The sequence below is a fragment of the Streptomyces sp. NPDC091416 genome (assembly GCF_044756845.1).
Lineage (GTDB): Bacteria > Actinomycetota > Actinomycetes > Streptomycetales > Streptomycetaceae > Streptomyces.
Window position 1 is genome coordinate 344027 of the sequence record NZ_JBIVTU010000007.1, and the last position, 22706, is coordinate 366732.

24 protein-coding genes are annotated in these 22706 nt (G+C 70.7%); 19 read left to right on the top strand and 5 right to left on the bottom strand.

The genetic code is table 11. The features are described from left to right. The first annotated feature begins 112 nt into the window (after positions 1-112). The 9 genes from ACIQMX_RS22680 (at position 113) to ACIQMX_RS22720 (ending at position 7123) form a co-directional block, all read left to right on the top strand. Positions 113-853 carry a metalloregulator ArsR/SmtB family transcription factor gene (locus tag ACIQMX_RS22680; protein ID WP_363075688.1) on the top strand — a complete coding sequence of 247 codons (741 nt, stop codon included), beginning with the start codon at positions 113-115 and terminating at the stop codon, positions 851-853. Next, entirely contained in the window at positions 850-2271 is a 1422-nt protein-coding gene (gene sufB / locus ACIQMX_RS22685) for a Fe-S cluster assembly protein SufB (protein ID WP_031094525.1), read from the top strand. The genes ACIQMX_RS22680 and sufB overlap by 4 nt, the downstream gene beginning before the upstream one ends. Before the next feature lie 62 nt (positions 2272-2333). Further along, positions 2334-3515 carry a Fe-S cluster assembly protein SufD gene (gene sufD / locus ACIQMX_RS22690; protein ID WP_363075685.1) on the top strand — a complete coding sequence of 394 codons (1182 nt, stop codon included), beginning with the start codon at positions 2334-2336 and terminating at the stop codon, positions 3513-3515. Then, positions 3515-3832: a bifunctional 3-phenylpropionate/cinnamic acid dioxygenase ferredoxin subunit gene (locus tag ACIQMX_RS22695; RefSeq protein ID WP_363075683.1), complete on the top strand. Its 318-nt coding sequence runs from the start codon at positions 3515-3517 to the stop codon at positions 3830-3832. Before sufD ends, ACIQMX_RS22695 begins: the two co-directional genes overlap by 1 nt. Positions 3833-3839: 7 nt before the next feature. Further along, positions 3840-4604 carry a Fe-S cluster assembly ATPase SufC gene (gene sufC, locus ACIQMX_RS22700; protein WP_359132549.1) on the top strand — a complete coding sequence of 255 codons (765 nt, stop codon included), beginning with the start codon at positions 3840-3842 and terminating at the stop codon, positions 4602-4604. Then, entirely contained in the window at positions 4601-5857 is a 1257-nt protein-coding gene (locus ACIQMX_RS22705) for a cysteine desulfurase (protein ID WP_363075681.1), read from the top strand. The genes sufC and ACIQMX_RS22705 overlap by 4 nt, the downstream gene beginning before the upstream one ends. Positions 5858-5878: 21 nt before the next feature. Then, positions 5879-6334, top strand: coding sequence for a Fe-S cluster assembly sulfur transfer protein SufU (gene sufU, locus ACIQMX_RS22710; protein WP_024492621.1), 456 nt, complete (start codon positions 5879-5881; stop codon positions 6332-6334). After that, positions 6331-6669 (top strand): metal-sulfur cluster assembly factor, encoded by a 339-nt coding sequence (locus tag ACIQMX_RS22715; protein WP_014156915.1) that lies wholly within the window; start codon positions 6331-6333, stop codon positions 6667-6669. Before sufU ends, ACIQMX_RS22715 begins: the two co-directional genes overlap by 4 nt. Positions 6670-6757: 88 nt before the next feature. After that, positions 6758-7123 (top strand): VOC family protein, encoded by a 366-nt coding sequence (locus tag ACIQMX_RS22720; RefSeq protein WP_363075679.1) that lies wholly within the window; start codon positions 6758-6760, stop codon positions 7121-7123. Positions 7124-7156: 33 nt separating this feature from the next. Here ACIQMX_RS22720 and ACIQMX_RS22725 read toward each other — a convergent pair whose 3' ends face one another. Further along, positions 7157-8275, bottom strand: a complete 1119-nt coding sequence (locus ACIQMX_RS22725; protein ID WP_402480571.1) for a hypothetical protein — start codon at positions 8273-8275, stop codon at positions 7157-7159. A gap of 138 nt (positions 8276-8413) precedes the next feature. On the opposite strand from ACIQMX_RS22725, the gene ACIQMX_RS22730 reads away from it, so the two are divergent. The 5 genes from ACIQMX_RS22730 (at position 8414) to dapD (ending at position 12047) form a co-directional block, all read left to right on the top strand. Then, complete coding sequence (locus tag ACIQMX_RS22730) at positions 8414-8734, top strand: multidrug efflux SMR transporter (RefSeq protein WP_266777356.1); 321 nt, start codon at positions 8414-8416, stop codon at positions 8732-8734. Continuing rightward, on the top strand, positions 8734-9270 hold the full coding sequence (locus ACIQMX_RS22735) for a TetR family transcriptional regulator (RefSeq protein ID WP_363075675.1): 537 nt from the start codon (positions 8734-8736) through the stop codon (positions 9268-9270). Before ACIQMX_RS22730 ends, ACIQMX_RS22735 begins: the two co-directional genes overlap by 1 nt. Positions 9271-9356: 86 nt before the next feature. Then, entirely contained in the window at positions 9357-9956 is a 600-nt protein-coding gene (locus tag ACIQMX_RS22740; protein WP_363075673.1) for an RNA polymerase sigma factor, read from the top strand. After that, entirely contained in the window at positions 9943-10887 is a 945-nt protein-coding gene (locus ACIQMX_RS22745; protein WP_402480576.1) for a CU044_5270 family protein, read from the top strand. The genes ACIQMX_RS22740 and ACIQMX_RS22745 overlap by 14 nt, the downstream gene beginning before the upstream one ends. Before the next feature lie 170 nt (positions 10888-11057). Further along, positions 11058-12047, top strand: a complete 990-nt coding sequence (gene dapD / locus ACIQMX_RS22750; protein ID WP_363075669.1) for a 2,3,4,5-tetrahydropyridine-2,6-dicarboxylate N-succinyltransferase — start codon at positions 11058-11060, stop codon at positions 12045-12047. A gap of 72 nt (positions 12048-12119) precedes the next feature. On the opposite strand, the gene dapA is transcribed toward dapD, so the two are convergent. Further along, positions 12120-13010 carry a 4-hydroxy-tetrahydrodipicolinate synthase gene (gene dapA / locus ACIQMX_RS22755; protein WP_402480578.1) on the bottom strand — a complete coding sequence of 297 codons (891 nt, stop codon included), beginning with the start codon at positions 13008-13010 and terminating at the stop codon, positions 12120-12122. Positions 13011-13146: 136 nt separating this feature from the next. Here dapA and ACIQMX_RS22760 point away from each other — a divergent pair, with 136 nt between their 5' ends. Beyond that, the gene (locus ACIQMX_RS22760) at positions 13147-13809 is read left to right on the top strand and encodes a DUF4232 domain-containing protein (protein WP_402480580.1); all 663 of its coding nucleotides are present in this window, start codon (positions 13147-13149) and stop codon (positions 13807-13809) included. Positions 13810-13896: 87 nt separating this feature from the next. Here the strand turns inward: ACIQMX_RS22760 and ACIQMX_RS22765 are convergent, their stop codons facing one another. Continuing rightward, positions 13897-15018 carry a lipid II:glycine glycyltransferase FemX gene (locus ACIQMX_RS22765; protein WP_402480582.1) on the bottom strand — a complete coding sequence of 374 codons (1122 nt, stop codon included), beginning with the start codon at positions 15016-15018 and terminating at the stop codon, positions 13897-13899. Between the two features lie 135 nt (positions 15019-15153). On the opposite strand from ACIQMX_RS22765, the gene ACIQMX_RS22770 reads away from it, so the two are divergent. From ACIQMX_RS22770 to ACIQMX_RS22785, 4 genes are all read left to right on the top strand, one after another. Next, positions 15154-15858, top strand: coding sequence for an antibiotic biosynthesis monooxygenase (locus ACIQMX_RS22770; RefSeq protein WP_363075661.1), 705 nt, complete (start codon positions 15154-15156; stop codon positions 15856-15858). Positions 15859-16075: 217 nt separating this feature from the next. After that, on the top strand, positions 16076-17548 hold the full coding sequence (locus ACIQMX_RS22775; RefSeq protein WP_402480584.1) for a hypothetical protein: 1473 nt from the start codon (positions 16076-16078) through the stop codon (positions 17546-17548). A 165-nt stretch (positions 17549-17713) separates the two neighbouring features. After that, positions 17714-19204 (top strand): alkaline phosphatase PhoX, encoded by a 1491-nt coding sequence (locus ACIQMX_RS22780; RefSeq protein ID WP_402480587.1) that lies wholly within the window; start codon positions 17714-17716, stop codon positions 19202-19204. Positions 19205-19349: 145 nt separating this feature from the next. Then, positions 19350-19580: a hypothetical protein gene (locus tag ACIQMX_RS22785; protein WP_037711258.1), complete on the top strand. Its 231-nt coding sequence runs from the start codon at positions 19350-19352 to the stop codon at positions 19578-19580. A 127-nt stretch (positions 19581-19707) separates the two neighbouring features. On the opposite strand, the gene ACIQMX_RS22790 is transcribed toward ACIQMX_RS22785, so the two are convergent. Continuing rightward, the gene (locus ACIQMX_RS22790; protein WP_402480590.1) at positions 19708-20922 is read right to left on the bottom strand and encodes a TerD family protein; all 1215 of its coding nucleotides are present in this window, start codon (positions 20920-20922) and stop codon (positions 19708-19710) included. Between the two features lie 93 nt (positions 20923-21015). Next, positions 21016-21825, bottom strand: coding sequence for an NAD-dependent epimerase/dehydratase family protein (locus tag ACIQMX_RS22795; protein WP_402480592.1), 810 nt, complete (start codon positions 21823-21825; stop codon positions 21016-21018). Positions 21826-22706: the final 881 nt, after the last annotated feature.

A 22706-nucleotide genomic window follows, 5' to 3' on the forward strand; every position in this document is an offset into this window, starting at 1 on the left:
CGCGGGGGCCCGGTCCGGGGGCTTGATTAGGTAACCCTAAGTGATGGATTACACCCTTGATCGTTCCGGACCGTGGTTGTCAGGGCCGGATGAATTACGCAACAATGGCGTTGTGAAATACATGGGCGAGGCTCCGCAGGAGGAACTCGCGACCGGTGAGCGCTCGACGCGCAACCGGGTCGCGCGCTCCATCCTGGACCACGGACCGTCCACCGTGGCCGACCTGGCGAAGCGCCTGGGACTCACCCAGGCCGCCGTCCGCCGTCACCTCGACGCCCTCGTCACGGACGACGTCGTGGCCGCCCGCGAACAGCGGGTGTACGGGGCGCGGACCCGTGGCCGCCCGGCCAAGGTGTTCGCCCTGACCGACTGCGGCCGGGACGCCTTCGACCAGTCGTACGACACGCTCGCGGCGGACGCCCTGCGCTGGATCGCCGAGACATCGGGCGACGAAGCGGTCATGGCCTTCGCCCGGGCCAGGGTCGCCGACCAGTCGGCGGCCTATCGCGCGGCCGTCGAGGCCGCCGGACCCGAAGCCCGTACGGAGGCGCTGGCCAAGGCCTTGTCCGCCGACGGGTACGCTGCTACGGCGCGCAGCGCGCCGGGCCCGCAGCAGGGCGAGCAGCTGTGCCAGCACCACTGCCCGGTCGCACATGTCGCCGAGCAGTACCCGCAGCTGTGCGAGGCGGAGACGGAGATCTTCTCCAGCCTCCTGGGGACCCATGTGCAGCGTCTGGCCACCATCGCCCACGGCGACGGGGTGTGCACGACGTACATTCCGCGCAGTGGTCACCCCACCCCACAGACCACCGATTCAGCATCTGCAAGCACGGCCGGGAGGAACCCCGCATGACGCTCCCTACGGAGACTGCCCACCCTGAGCTCGATGGCCTGGGCACGTACGAATTCGGCTGGGCCGACTCCGACGCGGCAGGCGCAGCGGCCAAGCGCGGCCTCTCCGAGGCCGTCGTCCGCGACATCTCGGAGAAGAAGAACGAGCCGGAGTGGATGCTGAAGCTGCGGCTCAAGGGCCTCAAGCTCTTCGGCAAGAAGCCCATGCCGAACTGGGGCTCGGACCTGTCGGGCATCGACTTCGACAACATCAAGTACTTCGTGCGGTCGACGGAGAAGCAGGCGGAGTCCTGGGAGGACCTGCCCGAGGACATCAAGAACACGTACGACAAGCTCGGTATCCCCGAGGCGGAGAAGCAGCGCCTCGTCGCCGGTGTCGCCGCGCAGTACGAGTCCGAGGTCGTCTACCACCAGATCAACGAGGAGCTGGAGGCGCAGGGTGTCATCTTCATGGACACCGACACCGCGCTGAAGGAGCACCCGGAGCTCTTCAAGGAGTACTTCGGCACCGTCATCCCCGTCGGTGACAACAAGTTCGCCTCGCTGAACTCGGCCGTCTGGTCCGGTGGCTCGTTCATCTACGTGCCGAAGGGCGTGCACGTGGAGATCCCGCTCCAGGCCTACTTCCGTATCAACACGGAGAACATGGGTCAGTTCGAGCGGACGCTGATCATCGTCGACGAGGACGCCTACGTCCACTACGTCGAGGGCTGCACCGCACCGATCTACTCCTCGGACTCCCTGCACTCCGCGGTCGTCGAGATCATCGTGAAGAAGGGCGGCCGCTGCCGCTACACGACGATCCAGAACTGGTCGAACAACGTCTACAACCTGGTCACCAAGCGCGCCGTCGCCTACGAGGGCGCGACGATGGAGTGGGTCGACGGCAACATCGGCTCCAAGGTCACCATGAAGTACCCGGCCGTCTACCTCATGGGCGAGCACGCCAAGGGCGAGACGCTGTCCATCGCCTTCGCGGGCGAGGGCCAGCACCAGGACGCCGGCGCCAAGATGGTCCACATGGCTCCGAACACCTCGTCCAACATCGTCTCCAAGTCGGTGGCGCGAGGCGGCGGCCGCACCTCCTACCGCGGTCTGATCGAGATCGGCGAGGGCGCGCCCGGCGCGAAGTCCAACGTGCTGTGCGACGCGCTGCTGGTCGACACCATCTCGCGCTCCGACACCTACCCGTACGTCGACGTCCGCGAGGACGACGTGTCGATGGGTCACGAGGCGACCGTCTCCAAGGTCTCCGAGGACCAGCTCTTCTACCTGATGAGCCGCGGCATGACCGAGTTCGAGGCGATGGCGATGATCGTGCGCGGCTTCGTCGAGCCGATCGCGAAGGAGCTCCCGATGGAGTACGCCCTCGAACTCAACCGGCTGATCGAGCTGCAGATGGAGGGTTCGGTCGGCTAGTACGCCGATCGCCCGGATCCCCCGATATCTGTCCGACTGAGAAAGAGAGCACCACGACAGCCATGGCTGAGGCTCAGAACATCCCTGCGGGCTCCACGACCGCCGGGTCCATCGCGGTGGCCGCAGAGTCGACCGTCGCCACGCGCATGAGCGCGCCCCCGTCCTTCGACGTCGCGGACTTCCCGGTCCCGCACGGTCGCGAGGAGGAGTGGCGGTTCACGCCGCTGGAGCGGCTGCGCGGGCTGCACGACGGCACGGCCGTCGCCACCGGCAGCGGTGTGAAGGTCGCGATCGAGGCGCCCGCGGGCGTCACGGTCGAGACCGTCGGCCGCGACGACGCGCGCCTCGGCAAGGCCGGTACGCCGGTGGACCGGGTCGCCGCGCAGGCGTACTCGTCCTTCGAGCAGGCCTCCGTCGTCACCGTCGGCAAGGAGGCCGTGCTCACCGAGCCGATCCGGATCGCCGTGCACGGCGAGGGCGGTGTGGCCTACGGCCACCAGGTCATCGAGCTGGGTGCCTTCGCCGAGGCCGTCGTCGTCATCGACCACACCGGTGACGCGGTGCTCGCCGCCAACGTCGACTACGTCCTGGGCGACGGTGCGAAGCTGACCGTCGTCTCCGTCCAGGACTGGGACGAGCAGGCCGTCCACGTCGGCCAGCACAACGCGCTGGTCGGCCGCGACGCCTCCTTCAAGTCCATCGTCGTCACCTTCGGCGGCGACCTCGTCCGGCTCCACCCCCGGATCGCCTACGCGGGCCCCGGGGGCGAGGCCGAGCTCTTCGGTCTGTACTTCACCGACAAGGGTCAGCACCAGGAGCACCGCCTCCTGGTCGACCACAACACCCCGCACTGCAAGTCCAACGTGGCCTACAAGGGCGCGCTGCAGGGCGACGGCGCCCACGCCGTATGGATCGGTGACGTCCTCATCCAGGCCGCGGCCGAGGGCACCGACACCTACGAGATGAACCGCAACCTGGTCCTGACGGACGGCGCGCGGGTCGACTCGGTGCCGAACCTGGAGATCGAGACCGGCGAGATCGTCGGCGCCGGTCACGCCTCCGCGACCGGCCGCTTCGACGACGAGCAGCTGTTCTACCTCCAGTCCCGCGGCATCCCGGCCGAGGAGGCCCGCCGTCTCGTCGTGCGCGGCTTCTTCGCCGAGCTGGTCCAGCAGATCGGTCTGCCGGACGTCGAAGCCCGTCTCCTCGACAAGATCGAGACCGAGCTGAAGGCGTCGGTCTGATGGCCTTCGTCAAGGCGTGCGCGCTGAGCGAGCTGGAGGACGACACCCCGAAAAGGGTCGAACTCGCCGGCACGCCGGTGTCCGTCGTCCGCACCGAGGGCGAGGTGTTCGCGATCAACGACATCTGCTCGCACGCGAACGTGTCGCTGTCCGAGGGTGAGGTCGAGGACTGCATGATCGAGTGCTGGCTGCACGGATCGAGCTTCGACCTGCGCACCGGCAAGCCGTCCGGCCTCCCCGCGACGCGCCCCGTCCCCGTATACCCCGTCAAGATCGAAGGGGACGATGTGCTCGTCTCCGTCACCCAGGAGTCCTGAGTCACCCATGGCAACGCTTGAAATCCGCGACCTGCACGTCACCGTCGAGGCCGACAACGCCACGAAGGAGATCCTCAAGGGCGTCGACCTGACCGTGAAGCAGGGCGAGACCCACGCCATCATGGGCCCCAACGGGTCCGGCAAGTCCACCCTCGCGTACTCGCTCGCGGGTCACCCCAAGTACACGATCACCAGTGGAACGGTGACCCTGGACGGCGAGAACGTCCTGGACATGACCGTCGACGAGCGCGCCCGTGCCGGCCTGTTCCTCGCCATGCAGTACCCGGTCGAGATCCCCGGCGTCTCGGTCTCCAACTTCCTGCGTACCTCCGCCACCGCCGTCCGCGGCGAGGCGCCCAAGCTGCGTACCTGGGTCAAGGAGGTCAAGGAGACGATGGCCGGGCTCCAGATGGACCCGTCCTTCGCCGAGCGCAACGTCAACGAGGGCTTCTCCGGTGGCGAGAAGAAGCGCCACGAGATCCTTCAGCTGGAGCTCCTCAAGCCGAAGGTCGCGATCCTCGACGAGACCGACTCCGGCCTGGACGTCGACGCCCTGCGCATCGTCTCCGAGGGCGTCAACCGGGTCCGGGAGACCGGTGAGGTCGGCACCCTGCTGATCACGCACTACACCCGGATCCTCCGCTACATCAAGCCCGACTTCGTGCACGTGTTCGCCAACGGCCGGATCGCCGAGTCCGGCGGCGCCGAGCTCGCCGACAAGCTGGAGAACGAGGGCTACGAGGCATATGTGAAGGGTGGCGCTTCCGCGTGACACAGCTGCCGGGCCTCCTCGACACCGAGGCGATCCGCAAGGACTTCCCCCTGCTGGATCGTACGGTCCACGACGGGAAGAAGGTCGTTTACCTGGACAGCGCTGCGACCTCGCAGAAGCCGCGCCAGGTGCTCGACGCCCTCAATGAGTACTACGAGCGGCACAACGCCAATGTGCACCGCGGCGTGTACACGATCGCGGAGGAGGCCACGGCGCTGTACGAGGGCGCCCGTGACAAGGTCGCCGCCTTCATCAACGCGCCCAGCCGCAACGAGGTGATCTTCACCAAGAACGCCTCGGAGTCGCTCAACCTCGTGGCCAACATGCTCGGCTGGGCCGAGGAGCCCTACCGGGTCGATCACGAGACCGAGATCGTCACCACGGAGATGGAGCACCACTCCAACATCGTGCCGTGGCAGCTGCTCTCGCAGCGCACCGGCGCGAAGCTGAAGTGGTTCGGCATCACGGACGACGGCCGGCTCGACCTGTCCAACATCAACGAGATCATCACCGAGAAGACGAAGATCGTCTCCTTCACGCTGGTCTCGAACATCATGGGCACGATCAACCCGGTCGAGCAGATCGTCCGGCGCGCCCAGGAGGTCGGTGCGCTGGTCTGCATCGACGCCTCGCAGGCCGCCCCGCACATGGTGCTCGACGTGCAGGCGCTGCAGGCCGACTTCGTGGCCTTCACCGGTCACAAGATGGTCGGCCCGACCGGCATCGGCGTGCTCTGGGGACGGCAGGAACTCCTGGAGGACCTGCCGCCGTTCCTCGGTGGCGGCGAGATGATCGAGACCGTGTCGATGCACTCGTCGACCTACGCCCCCGCGCCGCACAAGTTCGAGGCCGGTACGCCCCCGATCGCCCAGGCCGTCGGCCTCGGTGCGGCCGTGGACTACCTCTCGGCGGTCGGCATGGAGAACATCCACCGCCATGAGCAGGCCATCACCGCGTACGCGGTGAAGCGGCTGCTGGAGGTCCCGGACCTCAGGATCATCGGTCCGGCCACCGCGGAGGACCGAGGCGCCACGATCTCCTTCACGCTCGGCGACATCCACCCGCACGATGTGGGCCAGGTCCTCGACGAGGAGGGCATCGCGGTCCGGGTCGGACACCACTGCGCACGGCCGGTCTGCCTGCGGTACGGAATTCCTGCGACGACGCGAGCGTCGTTCTATCTGTACTCCACGCCCGCCGAGGTCGACGCCCTGGTGGACGGTCTGAACCACGTCCGGAACTTTTTCGGTTAGACAGCGGCTGAGGGTTGACTGGTGAAGCTTGATTCCATGTACCAGGAAGTGATCCTGGACCACTACAAGCACCCCCACGGGCGTGGCCTGCGGGACGGCGACGCCGAGGTGCACCACGTCAATCCGACGTGTGGTGACGAGATCACGTTGCGGGTGCGGTACGACGGCGAGACGATCGCCGATGTGAGTTACGAGGGCCAGGGCTGCTCCATCAGCCAGGCCAGCGCCTCCGTGCTGAACGAGCTGCTGGTCGGCAAGGAACTGGGCGAGGCCCAGAAGATCCAGGCCGCGTTCCTGGAGCTGATGCAGTCCAAGGGACAGCTGGAGCCGGACGACGCGATGGAGGAGGTGCTGGAGGACGCGGTCGCGTTCGCCGGTGTCTCCAAGTACCCGGCCCGGGTCAAGTGCGCGCTGCTGAGCTGGATGGCGTGGAAGGACGCGACGGCGAAGGCGCTGTCCGAAGGGAAGACCGCATGAGCGAGAACGAGACTCTCACGACGAAGCCGGCCTCCGAGGAGGAGGTCCGCGAGGCGCTGTACGACGTCGTCGACCCCGAGCTGGGCATCGACGTCGTCAACCTGGGCCTCATCTACGGCATCCACATCGACGACGCCAACATCGCGACCCTCGACATGACCCTGACGTCCGCGGCCTGCCCGCTGACCGATGTCATCGAGGACCAGGCGAAGTCCGCCACCGACGGCATCGTCAACGAACTCCGGATCAACTGGGTCTGGATGCCGCCGTGGGGCCCGGACAAGATCACGGACGACGGCCGCGAGCAGCTGCGCGCGCTGGGCTTCAACGTCTGAGCACTCCGTACACGAACGGCTGGGCCTTCCGGGGCCCTTCCGCGGGTTCTTACCCGAACGGCCATGCCCGCCAGGCAGACTGGCGGGCATGGCCGTTTCCTTTTACAGCATCGTCGTCGACACCCGCGACCTTCCCTCGCTCGCCCGGTTCTGGTGCGGGGTGCTCGACTGGGAGGTCCTCTTCGAGGCCGAGGACGAGATCGTCATCGGCGCGGACAAGGACGCGCTGCCGGGCATCACCTTCGTCCCCGTGCCCGAGACGAAGGAGATCAAGAACCGGCTGCACATCGACCTGGCCCCCGACGACCAGGACGCCGAGGTCGAGCGCATCATCGGGCTCGGTGCCCGGCGCACCGACGTCGGGCAGCCGGGCAGCGCGACCTTCGTGGTGCTGGAGGACCCCGAGGGCAACGAGTTCTGTGTGCTGTCCCCGAAGAACTCGCTCATCGACTGAGCGTCCCACCGACGGGCGGCCCTCCGGGAGCCGTTACTCCGTGTACTGCGGCGGCACCGCGGCGGCCTCGGCGAGTACGGGCCCGAGCTCCTCGGTGCGGATCCGGCGGTCGACGTACAGCAGCCCGGTCACCAGCGGCGGGAAGGTGGCCACGACCAGCTGGGAGACCAGCTGGCCGACGAGTATCGACAGCACATAGCCGCTGACGGCGGCGATGACCGCCGTCGGGTTCGGGTCGTCGCCCAGGTTCACCGTGCCGAGCATGCCCGAGAACGTGCCGAGCAGCGAGAACGGGATCTGGATCAGATAGCCGGCGAACCCGGCGACGGCCCCGGCCAGCAGCGTGATCCCGAAGATCCGCCACCAGTCGCCGCGCACCAGCCGGGACGAGCGGCGCAGCGCCCCGATCGGGCCCTGGCCCTCGAAGACGACGGCCGAGGGGGCCAGGCTGAACTTCACCCAGAGCCAGGCCGCCAGCGGGGCCGTCGCCAGGGCGCCCAGGACGCCGGTCAGGATCACCGCGATCTGCCCGCCGCCGCCGTCCGAGCTGACCGCGGCGATCACGATGGCGACGAAGCCGACCCAGGCGAGCAGGATCGGGACCATCACGATCAGCCAGGTCAGCAGCACCGTCCCGACCACGGCGGGCATCCGGCTCCAGGCCCGCCGCCAGATGTCGGAGAACGTCGTCGGGCGGCCCAGGACCGCCTCCTGGAGAACCGCGGGCACCGCCGTGTACATCAGGGCCGTGGAGAGCACGGTGACGATCAGGCCCACCAGCGCGACCGCGCTGAAGGCGATGAGCAGCGGCACCCAGTCCTCGGCACGGGGGTCCTCGTCCGAGCCGAGCGCCATGATCCGGTCCAGATGGTCCGCCACCGCCGAATAGGCGATCGCGGCGGCCGTCAGCACCACGGCCAGCGCGCCGCCGTACGCGGCGCCGCCGACGCCGAGCAACTGCTTGCCGTAGCGGCCGACGGTGGCGAACGCGCCGCCCATGACGTCCCCGAGCCTCATCGGCCCCAGCGGGACCACCCCGGGCTTCGGCGGCATCCAGCCACCGCCCCAGCCGCCCCAGCCGGGCGGGCCCGGAGGTCCCCCGTACGGCGCACCCCCGTACGCACCGCCACCCCACCCTGCGTCCTGCGCCACTGCTGCTCCGTCGGTCAGTCGATCATGATCTGGCATGTACTGGACGGACCACGGTAGCGCCCTTGTCACCCATTCGGACCAAGGGCTCCCGCGGATCCTTTGCGTACGTGCGTACACATCATGCGTACACTCGTACACATGGGATACGGACTGCTGGCCGCGGCCATAGCGGCAGAGGTGGCGGGGACGACCGCCATGAAGTACAGCGAGGGATTCACCCGCCTGTGGCCCTCTCTGATCACCGTCGCCGGATACCTGCTGGCCTTCTCGCTCCTCGCCCAGACCCTCAAGACGATGTCGATGGGCACGGCCTACGCGATCTGGGCCGGTATCGGGACGGCCGCCGTCGCCGTCATCGGCATGCTGTTCATGGGGGAGTCCGGCAGCCCGGTCAAAGCGGCGGGCATCGCCCTGGTCATCGCCGGTGTGGTGGTCCTCAACCTGGGCGGCGCGCACTGATGGCGCGCAGGTACGACCCCGAGCGGCGGGAGCGGATCATCGACGCGGCGATCCGGGTGGTCGGTGCCAAGGGCATCGCCGGGCTCAGCCACCGCTCCGTCGCCGCCGAGGCCGATGTGCCGCTCGGCTCGACGACGTACCACTTCGCCTCGCTGGACGAGCTGCTGATCGCCGCCCTGCGCCGCACGAACGAGAACTTCGCCACGCTCATGCGGCAGAGCCCCGCCCTCGCCGACCCGGACGCGGACCTCGCGGGCGAACTCGCCCGGCTGCTCGGTGAGTTCTTCGGCGACGGACGCAGCCGGCCGGAGCTGGAGTACGAGCTCTACCTCGCCGCCCTGCGCCGGCCCGCGCTGCGTCCCGTCGCCGCGGAGTGGGCCGACGACACGGCCGCGCTCCTGGCACCGTGCACCGGCCCGGCCACGGCACGCGCACTGATCGCCCTGATGGACGGGATCTGTCTGCAGGTTCTGCTCACCGACGGGGTCTATGACGAGGCGTACGCGCGGGAGATGCTGGGCCGGATCTGCGGGTGAACCCGCCTCCGTGAACCCGGATGGCCGCTTCGGGCAACAGCAGATGACCCGCCTCGTGCGGAACTGCTGAAGAAGACGGAGACACCGTGACCGGACCACCGAGAGACGACGACGCGGCCGTGGTCAGCCAGTCGCTGGAGCGGCCCGAGACCTTCGCGCTGCTCTACGACCGGTACGCCGCCGACATCCACCGCTACGCCGCCCGCCGCCTCGGCGAAAGCGCGGCCGACGACATCACCGCCGACACCTTCCTGGCCGCCTTCCGCTCCCGCGCCCGCTTCGACACCGGCCGGGACAGCGCACGGCCCTGGCTGTACGGCATCGCGGCCAATCTCATCGGCAAGCACCGCCGCAGCGAGGTCAGGGCGCTGCGCGCGCTGGCCCGCACCGGAACCGACCCGGTGGCCGAGTCCTGGAGCGAGCGCGCCGACCACCGGGTCAGCGCCCAGGCGGCCCACAGCCGGCTCGCGGGCGCCCTCGCCGCGCTGTCCACCGGCGACCGGCACGTTCTCCTGCTGATCGCCTGGGCCGATCTCAGCTACCAGGAGGTGGCCGACGCGCTCTCCGTGCCCGTCGGCACGGTCCGCTCCCGGCTCAACCGGGCCCGCCGCAAGGTCCGCCAGACCCTCGGCACAGATCCCACAGTCGTTACCGAAGGCCTGGAGGTGGCCCATGGACACGGATGAGATGTCACTGCTGCGGGAACTGCGCGCCGAAGCACCGGTACCGGACCGGGCGGCCCTGGCCGGGGGCCGGCAGCGGCTGACCCGGGCGGCGGGACGACGCCGCCTGCGCGCCGACTGGCGGATCGCCGCCGTGGCGACCGCGGCGGCGGTCGTCATGGGGGCCGTCATCAGCACCCAGGTCATCGGCGGCGACCGGGCCGCGCCCCAGGGCGCCGCCCCCGTCGTCGTATCAGAGCTGGGCAGCGCCGCGCAGGTGCTGAGGGACGCGGCCGGTGAGGTCGCGGACGATCCGGTGCCGGCGCCGGGGGACGGGCAGTGGGTCTACACGAAGGAACTGGTGGCGGACACGAAGGACGGCTCACCGCTGGGCGGGGACGGGGGCGCAGACATCGAGGACGTGCAACGCGAACTGATGGATCTGGCGAAGGAAGGCAGGTCGGGGGACGAGGCGGACGGCCTGCGGGTGATAGAGCACTGGTACCGCTACGCGGACCCGGAGTTCGAGAACGGGAAGTCGGGCGACGACCACTCTCCACGTGAGCGGTTCACGTTCCTCGCGCAGCTCCCGTCCGACCTGGAGCAGGTGAAGAAGCAGGCCCGCGCGTTCTACCCGGGCGAGGGCGAGACCACCGCCGAGCACGACTTCCGGGCGCTGTCCATGCTGGCGATGTCCTACCCCGCCGATCCGAAGGGGCTCGCCTCGGTCTACCGGGCGATGGCCACCATCCCCGGGCTCAAGGCCGTTCAGACCCAGGACGTGCTGAACCGGCCGGCCATCGGCCTCCATCTGCCGGGCGAGCGCGACCTGCTGCTCCTGAACGCGCGGACCTCGCTGTACGCCGGCGAGGGCTCGCTGGACTCGCCCGCGGCCTTCGTCGTGACCGCCCGGGCGCAGGCCGCCGTGGTCGACGAGAAGGGGCAGCGCTTCTGACGCCGGGTCCGGACCGGCCGTCGTACGGGAGTCCACGGGGGTGGCTCCCGCACGGCGGCGGGCGGGCCGGTGCGAGGAGGACGGGGCCGGCCCTTCCGGCGCCGTGTCCGCGACGCCCGGACGCTGAGACCGGTTGGCCCGGGCCGCCCCCGGCCGGTTAGGTTCGGGGCATGACCGACACGACTTCCCCCCGTACCACCGGCGCCGTCGCCGCCGGCCTCGCCACCATCGCCGGCGACGGTTCCGTTCTCGACACCTGGTTCCCCGCTCCCGAGCTCACCGCCGAGCCCGGACCGGCCGGAACCGAGCGGCTCACCCCCGACCGCGCGGTCAACCTGCTCGGTGAGGGCGCCGCCAAGGCCATCGGCGTGGACGCCCGCCGCGGGGTCGAGGTCGTCGCCGTCCGCACGGTCATCGCCTCGCTCGACGACAAGCCGCTCGACGCGCACGACGCGTACCTGCGCCTGCACCTGCTCTCGCACCGTCTCGTCCGGCCGCACGGGCAGAACCTGGACGGCCTGTTCGGCCTCCTCACGAACGTGGCCTGGACCTCGCTGGGTCCGGTCGCCGTGGACGACGTGGAGAAGGTGCGGCTGAACGCCCGCGCCGAGGGCCTGCACCTCCAGGTCACCTCCGTCGACAAGTTCCCCCGCATGACGGACTACGTCGCGCCGAAGGGTGTCCGCATCGCCGACGCCGACCGGGTACGCCTCGGCGCGCACCTCGCCGCCGGCACCACGGTCATGCACGAGGGCTTCGTCAACTTCAACGCCGGCACCCTCGGAACCTCCATGGTCGAGGGCCGCATCTCGGCCGGTGTCGTCGTCGGCGACGGCTCCGACATCGGCGGCGGCGCGTCCACCATGGGCACGCTCTCCGGCGGCGGCAAGGAGCGCATCGTGATCGGCGAGCGCTGCCTGGTGGGCGCGGAGGCCGGTGTCGGGATCGCGCTCGGTGACGAGTGCGTCGTGGAGGCCGGCCTGTACGTCACCGCCGGCACCCGCGTCACCCTGCCGGACGGTCAGGTCGTCAAGGCGCGCGAGCTCTCCGGCGCCTCGAACATCCTCTTCCGGCGCAACTCGGTGAGCGGCACCGTCGAGGCCCGCCCGAACAACGCGGTCTGGGGCGGCCTCAACGACGTCCTGCACAGCAACGACTGAGAAAGAGGGTCCGGCAACGGGTGGGCGGCGTTGGAGGGCTCCTCCTTCTTCCGCCCCCAACTGCCCGACCCTCTAAGCGGCGAGGAGTTCCTCGTACGCCCTGCGCAGCCCGTCGGCAGCCTCGCGCCCGGCGGGCTGCAGTGGTTCACGGACCGGGCCCGCGTCCAGCAGGGCCTTCGCCGTCACCGTACCCGGCAGCCCGGACGCCATCATCAGCTCCGTGAGCGGGGCCAGGAGACCGTTCAGCCGGGCCGCCCCGGCCGTGTCCCCGGAGTCGAACGCGTCCAGCACGGCACGCAGCCGACGCGGCGCCACGTTGGCCACCGTGCTGACGTACCCGGCGCCGCCCACCGCGTACAGCGGCAGATTCAGCTCCTCGCAGCCCGAGTAGTACGCCAGCCCGGTGGCGGCGATCACCCCGGTCGCCCCCAGCAGGTCGTACGAACAGTCCTTCACCGCCACGACGCGCGGGTGTTCCGCCAGCCGCAGCATGGTCGCCGGCTCGATACGGGTGCCGGTGCGGCCGGGGATGTCGTACAGCATCAGCGGGAGGCCGGCCGACTCGGCGACCCGCAGGAAGTGCGCCTCGACGGCGGCCTGCGGGGGCCGGCTGTAGTACGGGGCGACGACCAGCAGTCCGTCGGCGCCCGCCTCCTTTGCCTGTCTGCCCAGCTCCACGGTGTGCCGTGTGTCGGCCGTCCCGATTCCGGCGACCAGCGGCACGTCCGGGCCGACCGCCTCCCGCACGGAACGCACCAGGGCCGCCTTCTCGGCGTCCGAGGTGGTCGGGGACTCACCCGTGGTGCCGCTGAGCACCAGACCGTCGCAGCCGCCGGCGACCAGCGTCACGGCATGTGCGGCGGCCGCGCCCGTATCGAGGGCACCGGCCGGGGTGAACGGCGTGATCATGGCGCAGAGGGCGCGGCCGAAGGGGCGGGGGCGGGAGGATGCGGGCGGCGTCATGCCCGCAGTGTCGACCGGCCGGACCGTGAAGGTCCACTTAGTTCTTCTTCGGGTGAAGGTGAAGAAACGCTCAACTGTGGGCCTGTTCTGGCATGATCGGCCGCACAGGCGGGCGGGGCGACACGGGGCGGGGTGCATGAGGATGCGGACGACGACGGGCACGGGTATACGCGGGCCGGTCCCGGCAGCGGCCCTCGTCCTCGCGGGGACGCTCGCCCTGACGGGGTGCTCCGGGTTCCTCGTGCCGGCCGGTGAGGGGGAGCCGGGGCCGAGCCCCTCGCGCACCTCCGCCGGGGGAGTGCGGGCGACGACGCCCTCGCCGCCGGCCCTCGCGTCCGCGCCCGTCGTCCGGCCGACCCCCACACCCACCGCCACCCAAGGCTGCCCGGCCTCGGGCCTCGTGGTGGACATGGGACCCGTGGAGGCCGCGCTGGGGCACCGGGCCGTCGGGCTGACCCTGACCAACTGCGGCGCCGAGCCCCACCGGGTCCACGGCTACCCCTCGGTCCAGGCCCTCGACGAGAACGGCGACGCGCTGCCGGTCAAGGTGAACCCGGGCTCGTCGTACTTCGGGAACGACAAGGGGCCCGAAGAGGTCATGCTGGCGCCCGGGAAGACCATGCGCTCGCTCCTGGTCTGGGTCTCCACCCCCACCGGCGGCGACCTGATCGAGGGCGACGCCCTGGAGATCGCCCCCGCCCCCGGCCTGGAGCCCCGCACCTTTCCGCTGGAGGGCAGCGACGTGCGGCTGCTCGACGAGTTCAACATGACGGGCTGGCGCACCGTCACGCCCCGGTGACCCGGGCGGTCCAGCGCCGGGCCATGTACGGCCGGACACCGTGTCGACCCACGCGGTTCAGCGCCACGCCCCGGTGACCCGGGCGGTTCAGCGCCGGGCCATGTACAGGCCGAACGCCTTGTGCAGCAGCCTGTTCACCGGGTAGTCCCACTCGCCGACGTACTCGGCGGCACGCCCTCCGGTGCCCGCCTTGAACCGCAGCAGCCCCAGCAGATGGTTTCCCTCGTCGAGCGTGTCGGTGATGCCCCGCAGGTCGTACACGGCGGCGCCCCGCTCGTGCGCGTCGCTCATCATCCGCCACTGGATCGCGTTGCTGGGCTGCACCTCGCGCCGGCGGTTCGTCGAGGCACCGTACGAGTACCAGACATGGGTCCCCACGGTCAGCATCGTCGCCGCGGAGAGGACCTCCCCGTCGTGGTGCGCGAGATAGAGCCGCATCCGGTCCGGGTCCTCGGCCCGCAGAGCGGTCCACATGCGCTGGAAGTAGCCGAGCGGCCGGGGGATGAAGCGGTCCCGCTCGGCGGTCTCCCGGTACAGCTCGTAGAAGACCGGAAGGTCGTCGAAGCCTCCCTCGACGACCTTCACGCCCGCCTTCTCCGCCTTCTTGATGTTGCGCCGCCACTGCTGGTTCAGGCCGTCCCGGACCTCCTCCAGCGACCTTCCGGCGAACGGCACCTGGAACACGTACCGGGGCTGCCCGGCGCTGAAGCCGTCCGTGTCCCCGTCCGCGCCCTGCCGCCAGCCCAGCCGGCGCAGCTGCTCCACGACCTCGGCGGCCCGGGGCTCGGTCTCGTCCGCCCGCACGTCGCGCAGCCGGGCCGCCGCCGGGTCCGCGACGGCGGCCTTGACCGTCGGGGCGTCCCAGCGGCGGGCGACCACGGGCGGGCCCATCCGTACCGTGAACGCGCCCCGGGCCCTGGCATGGGCCACCAGCGGATCCAGCCAGGGGCGCAGCTCGCCCTCGTGCCACGGGATGACCGGGCCCTCCGGGAGATAGGCCAGATACCGCTTCAGCCGGGGGACCGGGCGGTACAGCACCAGCCCCGCGCCGGCGATCCGGCCGTCCTCGTCCAGCCAGCCGATGCTCTCCGCGCGCCAGTCGGGCTTCACATCGCCCCACGACGGGACCTGCATATGGCTGGCGGCGCCCCGGCCGGCGACGAACGCCAGGTGCTGCTCGCGCGTGATCTCCTCGACCCGCAGCGTCATGCGGTACTCCGTTCGTTGTCCGATGCGTCAGCGTGGGGAGAGGCACGCGAGCCGCGGTTGACCTCAAGCGCGCTTGACGTATCAGGGTGGCTGTCACGGACGCACCGCAAGGGTGCGCCGGTGAGGGGAGCAGCGATGACAGTGGAGTTCGTGTCCCGGCCCGATGTCACCCGTGCGGATGCGGGACTCGTCAAGGCCAGTACCTGGGACGCCGGCACGCCGGACCGCCGGCGGCGGACCGTCGAGGCCATCCGTGCCGCGTGGGGGTCCAGGCGGTGGCCGCACCCGGGCCTGCTCTCGTACAGCGTCTACACGGGGGAGGACGGCGGGACGCTCTTCCACTATTCGCAGTGGACCGGTGAGGAGAGCTACCGGGACTTCGTCCGGGACGGCCGGGACGTGCGCAACGCCGAGATCGACGCGGCCGTGCCGGGCATCGAAAGGCTCGGACTGCACACCTACGAGCTCTACCGGTCCTCCTCGCCCGGAGGTCGCGCGCCCGGTTGTGTGGTGGTGGTCGACGTCGAGTTCGACGGCGCCGACAAGGCCCGCCAACGCGACTGGGTGGACGGCGTGTTCGAAGCGCTGGGTACGGATCCGGCCCCGGCGCCCGGCGGACTCGCCGGCCACTTCCATGTGAGCACCGACGGGACCCGGGTGCTCAACTACGCGGAGTGGGAGAGCGCGCAGGCCCACATCGACGCACTGGCCGCGCCCGGCAACGGCATCGGCTCGCGGACGCCGCAGTGGGAACGGGTGCAGACCTACCCGGGGGTCACCGGCGGTGGTGTGCACCGCTACACCCCGGCGCTCAGCCTGCGGCCGGGCGAGGGCGGATAGCCCGCCGGCACGGGTGCCGAGCGGCTGCCGGGGACGGCAATCGCCCGTGCACGGAGATCAGTTGTCCGGGCACCGCGGACGGCGGGCCGCCTTCTGTCCCGTGCACCGGGCGGCCATGGGTGCGATACGTCTAGGCTTGGGCCGCCTGACCCCGTACGCGACCGGAGCCGCGGCCCCGGCGACGTGTGCGCCCGCACGTTTTCGAGGAGACCCCCTGATGTCCGCAGAGCGCCCCATCCTGCCGCCGGTACGGCTGCACACCGAGGCGGAGCTGGCACGGGACGCGCTCGCGGCACCGCTGCTCGCCCGCGCCGTCCGGCTCGCCCGCTGGGCCGGCCCCGACACGAGAGTCGGCGCCGGCGGCGAACTCGTCGACGCACAGCTGCCCGCGGCGGCCGAGCACCTGGGCCTCGCCGCCGACGAGGACGGCGCGGCGGAGGCCAGCGAGGCCTGGCGGCTCGCGGTCGACACCGGCCTGGTCGAGGTCGAGGAGCCGGATACGGATCCCGGCGCAGAGGGCTTCGCCGACGACGCCGAGGGAAGCGTCACCGCCGGGGAGAACCTGGCGCTGTTGACCGGCGGTTCGCCGCAGGACGTGCTGTCGATCTGGCTCGACGGCCTGGAGGCCGCCCACGCCGACGCCACCGCCCCGGTCTTCGACGACTTCGCCGACCTCGTCGGAGACGACGGCTCGATCGACTTCGACGCGCTGGACTGGGACCCGGAGACCGAGGCGGAGTTCCTCGACGGGGTCCTCGGCAACCTCTACCTGCTCACGGTCGGCGAAGGCGCGGGGGACGAGGCCGTGCCGCTGCCCGCGCTGGCCGCCTCGATGATCGTCCCCGACGACATGGGCGAGCCCACCGACGACGTCCTGGAACAGGTGTCGGACGCGATGATGCGCCTGGACGACCAGTTCCGGGTGCTCGAACCCATCGGCATCGTCGAGTACCGGCCGGTGGACGAGGCGTTGCTGGCCGAGGAGGGCGAGGAGTCCGTGCCGCCCGCCGACGACGACGACGTCACCCGGTACGGCATGGTCAAGCTGACCCCGCTGGGCATCTACGGCATCCGGGCCCGGATGCTCGACGCCGGTGTGGACGCCCCGGCCATCGGAGACCTGGCCGACAAGGGCGCCGATGTGCTGCTCGGCGGCATCGCGTACTACCCCGAGGCGGCGGCCCGCGGTGAGATCGAGCTGTGGCTCGCGCGCCACGGCGCCGACGGGGCCGCCGGTGAACTCCTGGACGCCGCACGTGGCGAGGACCCGCAGGCACCCCTGCGCCGGCTGCACTGTCAGCAGGCGCTCGCCCTGGTCGGCGCGGACGCCGAACCGGCGGTGCGCGCGGTGCTGGGCGACCCGGAACTGGGCGGACTCGCCCGGGTCTGGCTCGCCGAGCGGGGCGCCGCCGACGTACCGCCTCCCTCGGAGGCGATGATCTTCTGGCTCGCCATCGACACGATCGCGGCGCAGCTCGAGGCGGACGGCGATCTGGACGAGCTCCAGGGCCTGGTCGAAGGGCTGTCCGGCCAGCACAGCGGCTTCTTCGACGAGGCATGGCGGGTGGACCACCCGGCGACGGGAGACGTCCTGGAGGCGATGGGACGGCTGCACAGCGACAAGAAGCAGGCGAAGGACGCCCGCAAGGCCGCGTTCAAGGCCCGCTCCCGGAGCGGTTCGGACAGCTGAGGAACCTGATGGGGCGGGTGGCCGGACCAGCGGGTCCGGCCACCGGCCGTCGAGGATGTTCACGGAAGGAATTCCCTCGAAGTCGTCCTCAGTTCAACTGATGTTGGCGCAAGGGCGGGACGGTGAGCGCACCAACAACCCGCCCAGCTGCACCAGGAGTACGTGATGGCCTTCACGCGCAGGGAATTCACCAGACAGTCCGCCCTCACCGGTGCCGGCATCGCCCTCACCGGAACCGTCGCCGCGCTGGCCACCGCACCCGGCGCCCTCGCCGCCGGGGACTCGCAGCACGGCCACGACGACCACGGCCACGGTCACGACCACGACCACGACGGACACGGCCACGGCCACGGCCACGAGCCCGGCTACGGGCCGCTGCACTCCGACCCGAAGGGCATACTCGCGCTGCCGGCCGGATTCTCGTACAAGGTCATCACGCACAGTGGCGTCACCAAGCTGGAGACCGGCGAGTCCACCCCCTCCAACCACGACGGCACCGCCGCCTTCGAGGGCGCGCGCGGTGTGACCCTGCTGGTGAACAACCACGAGCTGAGCGGTACCCGGGCCGGCTGGGAGCACCCGGTCCCGCTCACCGACGGCCTCGTCTACGACCCGGTCGCGGCGGGCGGCTGCACCGTGGTGGAGACCCGCCGCGACGGCCGCACCGCCGAGTGGGTCGGCATCGCCGGCACCTCCACCAACTGCGCCGGCGGCTCCACGCCGTGGGGCACCTGGCTGACCTGCGAGGAGACCGAGGACAAGGCCGGGAAGAACGGCCTGCTCAAGGACCACGGCTACGTCTTCGAGGTCGACCCGTACGACAAGCGCGCCAACCGTGACCCGCGTCCCATCAAGGCGTTCGGCCGGTACGCCCACGAGGCCGTCGTGATCGACCCCAAGCGTGGCCACGCCTACCTCACCGAGGACGCGTCCGGCCCCAACGGACTGCTCTACCGCTGGGTCCCGCCGCACGGTTTCAAGCACGGCCGCGGCAAGCTCCGCACCCTCGCCGACGACGCCGGTGTGCTGCAGGCCACCAAGTGCTTCGACAAGAGCGGAGCGTTCGTCGACGACCTCTCGCGTGCCACGAAGATCGGCACCGTGTACGGCGTGGACTGGGTCGACGTGCCCGACCGTGATGCCAAGAGCGTCTCGGTGCGCAAGCAGTTCGGCGACAAGGCCATCACCCGCGCCCGCAAGCTCGAAGGCATGTGGTGGGGTGACGGCGGCGCCTACATCGTCTCCTCGTTCGCCCGCGCGGAGAGCCCCGTCCCGCACGACGGCCAGGTCTGGTTCTACGACCCGAAGCGCCGCACGCTGACGCTGAAGGTGCTCCTCGGCGTCAACGCCGACCCGTCCAAGGACGGCGCCTTCGACGGTCCGGACAACATCACGGTCTCGCCCTACGGCGGCCTGGTCATCGCCGAGGACGGCGAGGGCGTCCAGCACCTCTTCGGCGCGACCGAGAGCGGCCGCACCTACCCCATCGCCCGCAACGAGCTGAACCTCGGCACGGAGGCCGATCCCGAGTACAGCGAGTTCACCGGTGTGACGTTCTCGCCCGACGGCAGGACGCTCTTCGCCAACATCCAGACACCCGGCATCATGCTGGCCATCACCGGTCCGTGGAAGCGTCAGCCGGGACGCGACAAGTAAGGCCTTTCGGCCAGTCGGTGCCCGGCCGGAAGCGGGTCCGGGCACCCGCCGGCACCGGAACCGCTGATTACGAATCCGGCATCAGTGGGGCCCCAGGAGCGGTCGGGCATGGCGTCGGGCGTTTCCAGGGCGCATACTCAAGGTAATGAAACAGTCAGCCGGATCCCGGCGTCACCTGCCTTCCAGTCCCTTCAACCGCCCGGCCCAGGCGGCCCCACCGGTCGAATTGTTCGATGTGGGCGACAGGGTGTCGCATGACCAGTTCGGACTCGGTCGAGTCCTTGCTGTCGAGGGCGACAACGACGCAGTGCTCATCGACTTCTCGGGGCGGCAGGGGAGGATCCTGAGCCCGTACTCCAAGCTGACCAAGCTCTGAGAGAAGCGCCGAGCACGCGCCGCGTACGCCAGCCTCGTTCGCCGACCGCCTTCAGGGGCACCCGCAGCCAGCCGGGTGCCCCTGAAGACGTTGTGGCGTCGCCCGGTCCCTCCAGGGGCTGCGGTCCCTACAGGGACTGCGCGGCGGGCTTGACCATGCCGCGGACGGTGCGCGACTTCACGAAGTCGCCCATCGCGGTCATCTCCCACTCGCCGGAGAACTGCTTGATCAGCTTCGCCATCATCACGCCGGTCTGCGGCTCGGCGCCGGTCAGATCGAAGCGGACCAGTTCCTCGCCGGTGGTGCCGTCGATCAGCCGGCAGTAGGCCTTGGCCACCTCGGTGAACTTCTGGCCGGTGAACGAGTTGACCGTGAACACCAGGCCGGTCGCCTCCGGGGGGATACGGCCCAGGTCGACGACGATCACCTCGTCGTCGCCGGCGCCCTCGCCGGTGAGGTTGTCGCCCGAGTGCTTGATGGCGCCGTTCAGGATGGACAGCTTGCCGAAGTAGCAGCTCTCCAGATGATTGCGGTTGGGGCCGTAGGCGATCACCGAGGCGTCGAGGTCGATGTCCTTGCCCCGGAAGGCGGGCTCCCAGCCGAGGCCCATCTTGACCTGGGAGAGCAGCGGGCGGCCGCCCTTGACCAGCGACACCGTCTGGTTCTTCTGCAGGCTGACCCGGCCCTTGTCGAGATTGATCTTCCCGGAGGCGGGGGGTGCCGGAGGCGCGGGGGGTGCCGGGGGCGCCGGGGGTGCGACCGGGGGAGCGGCGATCCGGGGGTCGACCGGCGCGGCGACGGGGGCCGGGGGAGTGACGGCGACGGGCGCGACGGCGGGCTCCTCCTCGACCGAGACGCCGAAGTCGGTGGCGATGCCGGCCAGCCCGTCGGCATAGCCCTGGCCGACAGCGCGGGCCTTCCAGGCGCCGCCCCGGCGGTAGACCTCGATGACCACGAGCGCGGTCTCGGCGCCCAGCCGGGGCGGGGTGAACGTGGCGAGCGCGCTGCCGTCGTCGGCGTTGCGCACGGTGGCGGTGGGCTCGATGCCCTGGAAGGTCTGACCCGCTCCGTCCGGGCTCGCGGTGACGACGATCTTCTCGATGCCGGGCGGCACGGCCGCGGTGTCCACCACGATCGCGTCGGGTGCGGTGCCGCCGCCGGAGCGGTAGGTCACACCCGGGCCGACGGGCTGGTTGTAGAAGATGAAGTCGTCGTCGGAGCGCACCTTGCCGTCGGCGGTGAGCAGCAGGCCCGATACGTCGAGCCGCACGGGCGCGGCGACGTCCACCGCCACGCGGGGGGCGGAGAGGGGGATGTTCGAGCCGGGTGTCATAGCGGTCATGCAAGGGGTAACGACCGACCCGGCTTTGCCGTTCCCTTACCTTCGGGCGGCTTCGCCCGTACGGCGGCAGCGACCGCTGCCGCCGGTCTCCGCTCAGTACGGCCAGATCGGCGGGTTGGTGCAGAAGTGGCCGCCGAGGTGGGCGTGGTCCGGGTTGTCCGGGTCGAGCTCGCCGTGTTCGGCGATGAGCTTCGCCGCGTACTCCTCCGAGTCGTCCTGCGGTGCGTAGCCGAGGGAGCGGGCCGTCGTCAGGTCCCACCACAGGCGGGTGTTGTCCGAGGAGCCGTGGATCACGGTGTGGCCCACGTTCTCGGCGGTGAGCGCGGCGTCGAAGAGGCGCGCGCCGTCGGCGGGGCTCATCCAGACGGACAGCATCCGCACGGATGTCGGCTCGGGGAAGCAGGACCCGATGCGTACGGAGACGGTCTCCAGGCCGTGCCGGTCCCAGTACAGCTGGGCGAGGTCCTCGCCGAAGGACTTGGACAGCCCGTAGAAGGTGTCCGGTCGGCGCGGGGTGTCGATGGTGATGAGCGGGTCGCCGGGGAGCGGTCGGGGGGTGAAGCCGACCGCGTGGTTGGAGGACGCGAAGACGATCCGCCGGACACCTTCCGCGAGGGCGGCCTCGTAGAGGTTGTACGTGCCCTCGATGTTCGCCCGGAGGATCTTGTCGAAAGAGGCTTCCAGGGAGATGCCCGCAAGGTGGATGATCGCATCGACGCCCCGCACGGCCTCGCGCAGCGCCTCCTTGTCGCCGAGGTCCGCGGTGATCGCGTCCGGCTCGCCCTCGACGGGGACCATGTCGAACAGGCGGAGCGCGTAGCCGTGGGCGGGCAGCAGTCCGCGCATCAGGGTGCCGAGACCACCGGCGGCACCGGTGAGCAGGACGGTGCGGGGAGCGGACATACGTGGGTCTCCTCGGTGGTCGGCGCGTGGCGAGCCGGCGCTCGCCCGGTGCGTGGTGAGCGCGGGCTCGCCCGATGTGTGGATGGCATTCACATGCGTGGACAAGTTACGGAGCGTGTGCGGTTGCGTCAAGGGGGGTGCGGGGCCCTTGGGCGGGCGGCAGTGGGGGTCCTGGCCTTGCCCCGGTCCGGGGTGCGGGGTTCCTTGGTCCTGCCCCCGGTCCGGGGTTGAGGGTTCCGTCCTCAAGTGCCGGACGGGCTTGATGTGGTGCGGGGCCCTTGGGCGGGCGGCAGTGGCGGTCCTGCCCTTGCCCCGGTCCGGGGCTGAGGGTTCCGTCCTCAAGCGCCGGACGGGCTTGAATTGCGCGGGTCGCCCCGTGGGGTGCGGCACGCCTCTGTCCGGTGGTGGGGGTCCGGGGCCCCTCCGGGGAGATCTCCTCGGACGCCGCACGTTCCGCCGGTACGCGAAGGACCCGGGTCGGTGTGCGTCGTCCTGCGGGGACTCCCCTGCACGGCCCCGGACCGGCCGTCCCGCGTCTGCGGCGGTCGTGTCGCCGGTGTGCAGGCGCGCGACGGGTGGGTGGGGGCGTGCAGGGGAGTCCCCGCAGGGACTGGCGTACGACCCGGGTCAATCGCGTACCCGGGTGAACACGCCAGTTCCGAGGAGATCTCCCCGGAGGGACCCCACCGCCACCCACCGGGCGTGGGCGGCCGCACCCGACGGGAAACCCGCACATCTCAAGCCCGTCCGGCGCTTGAGGACGGAACCGGCCCGCCGGATCAACCCGCACCCCGGATCGGGGCAGGACCGAGGAACCCCGTTGCCGCCCGCCCGAGGGCCCCGCCTTGACCCGTGCCGAGCTGCTGCCTTAGCGTAAGGGC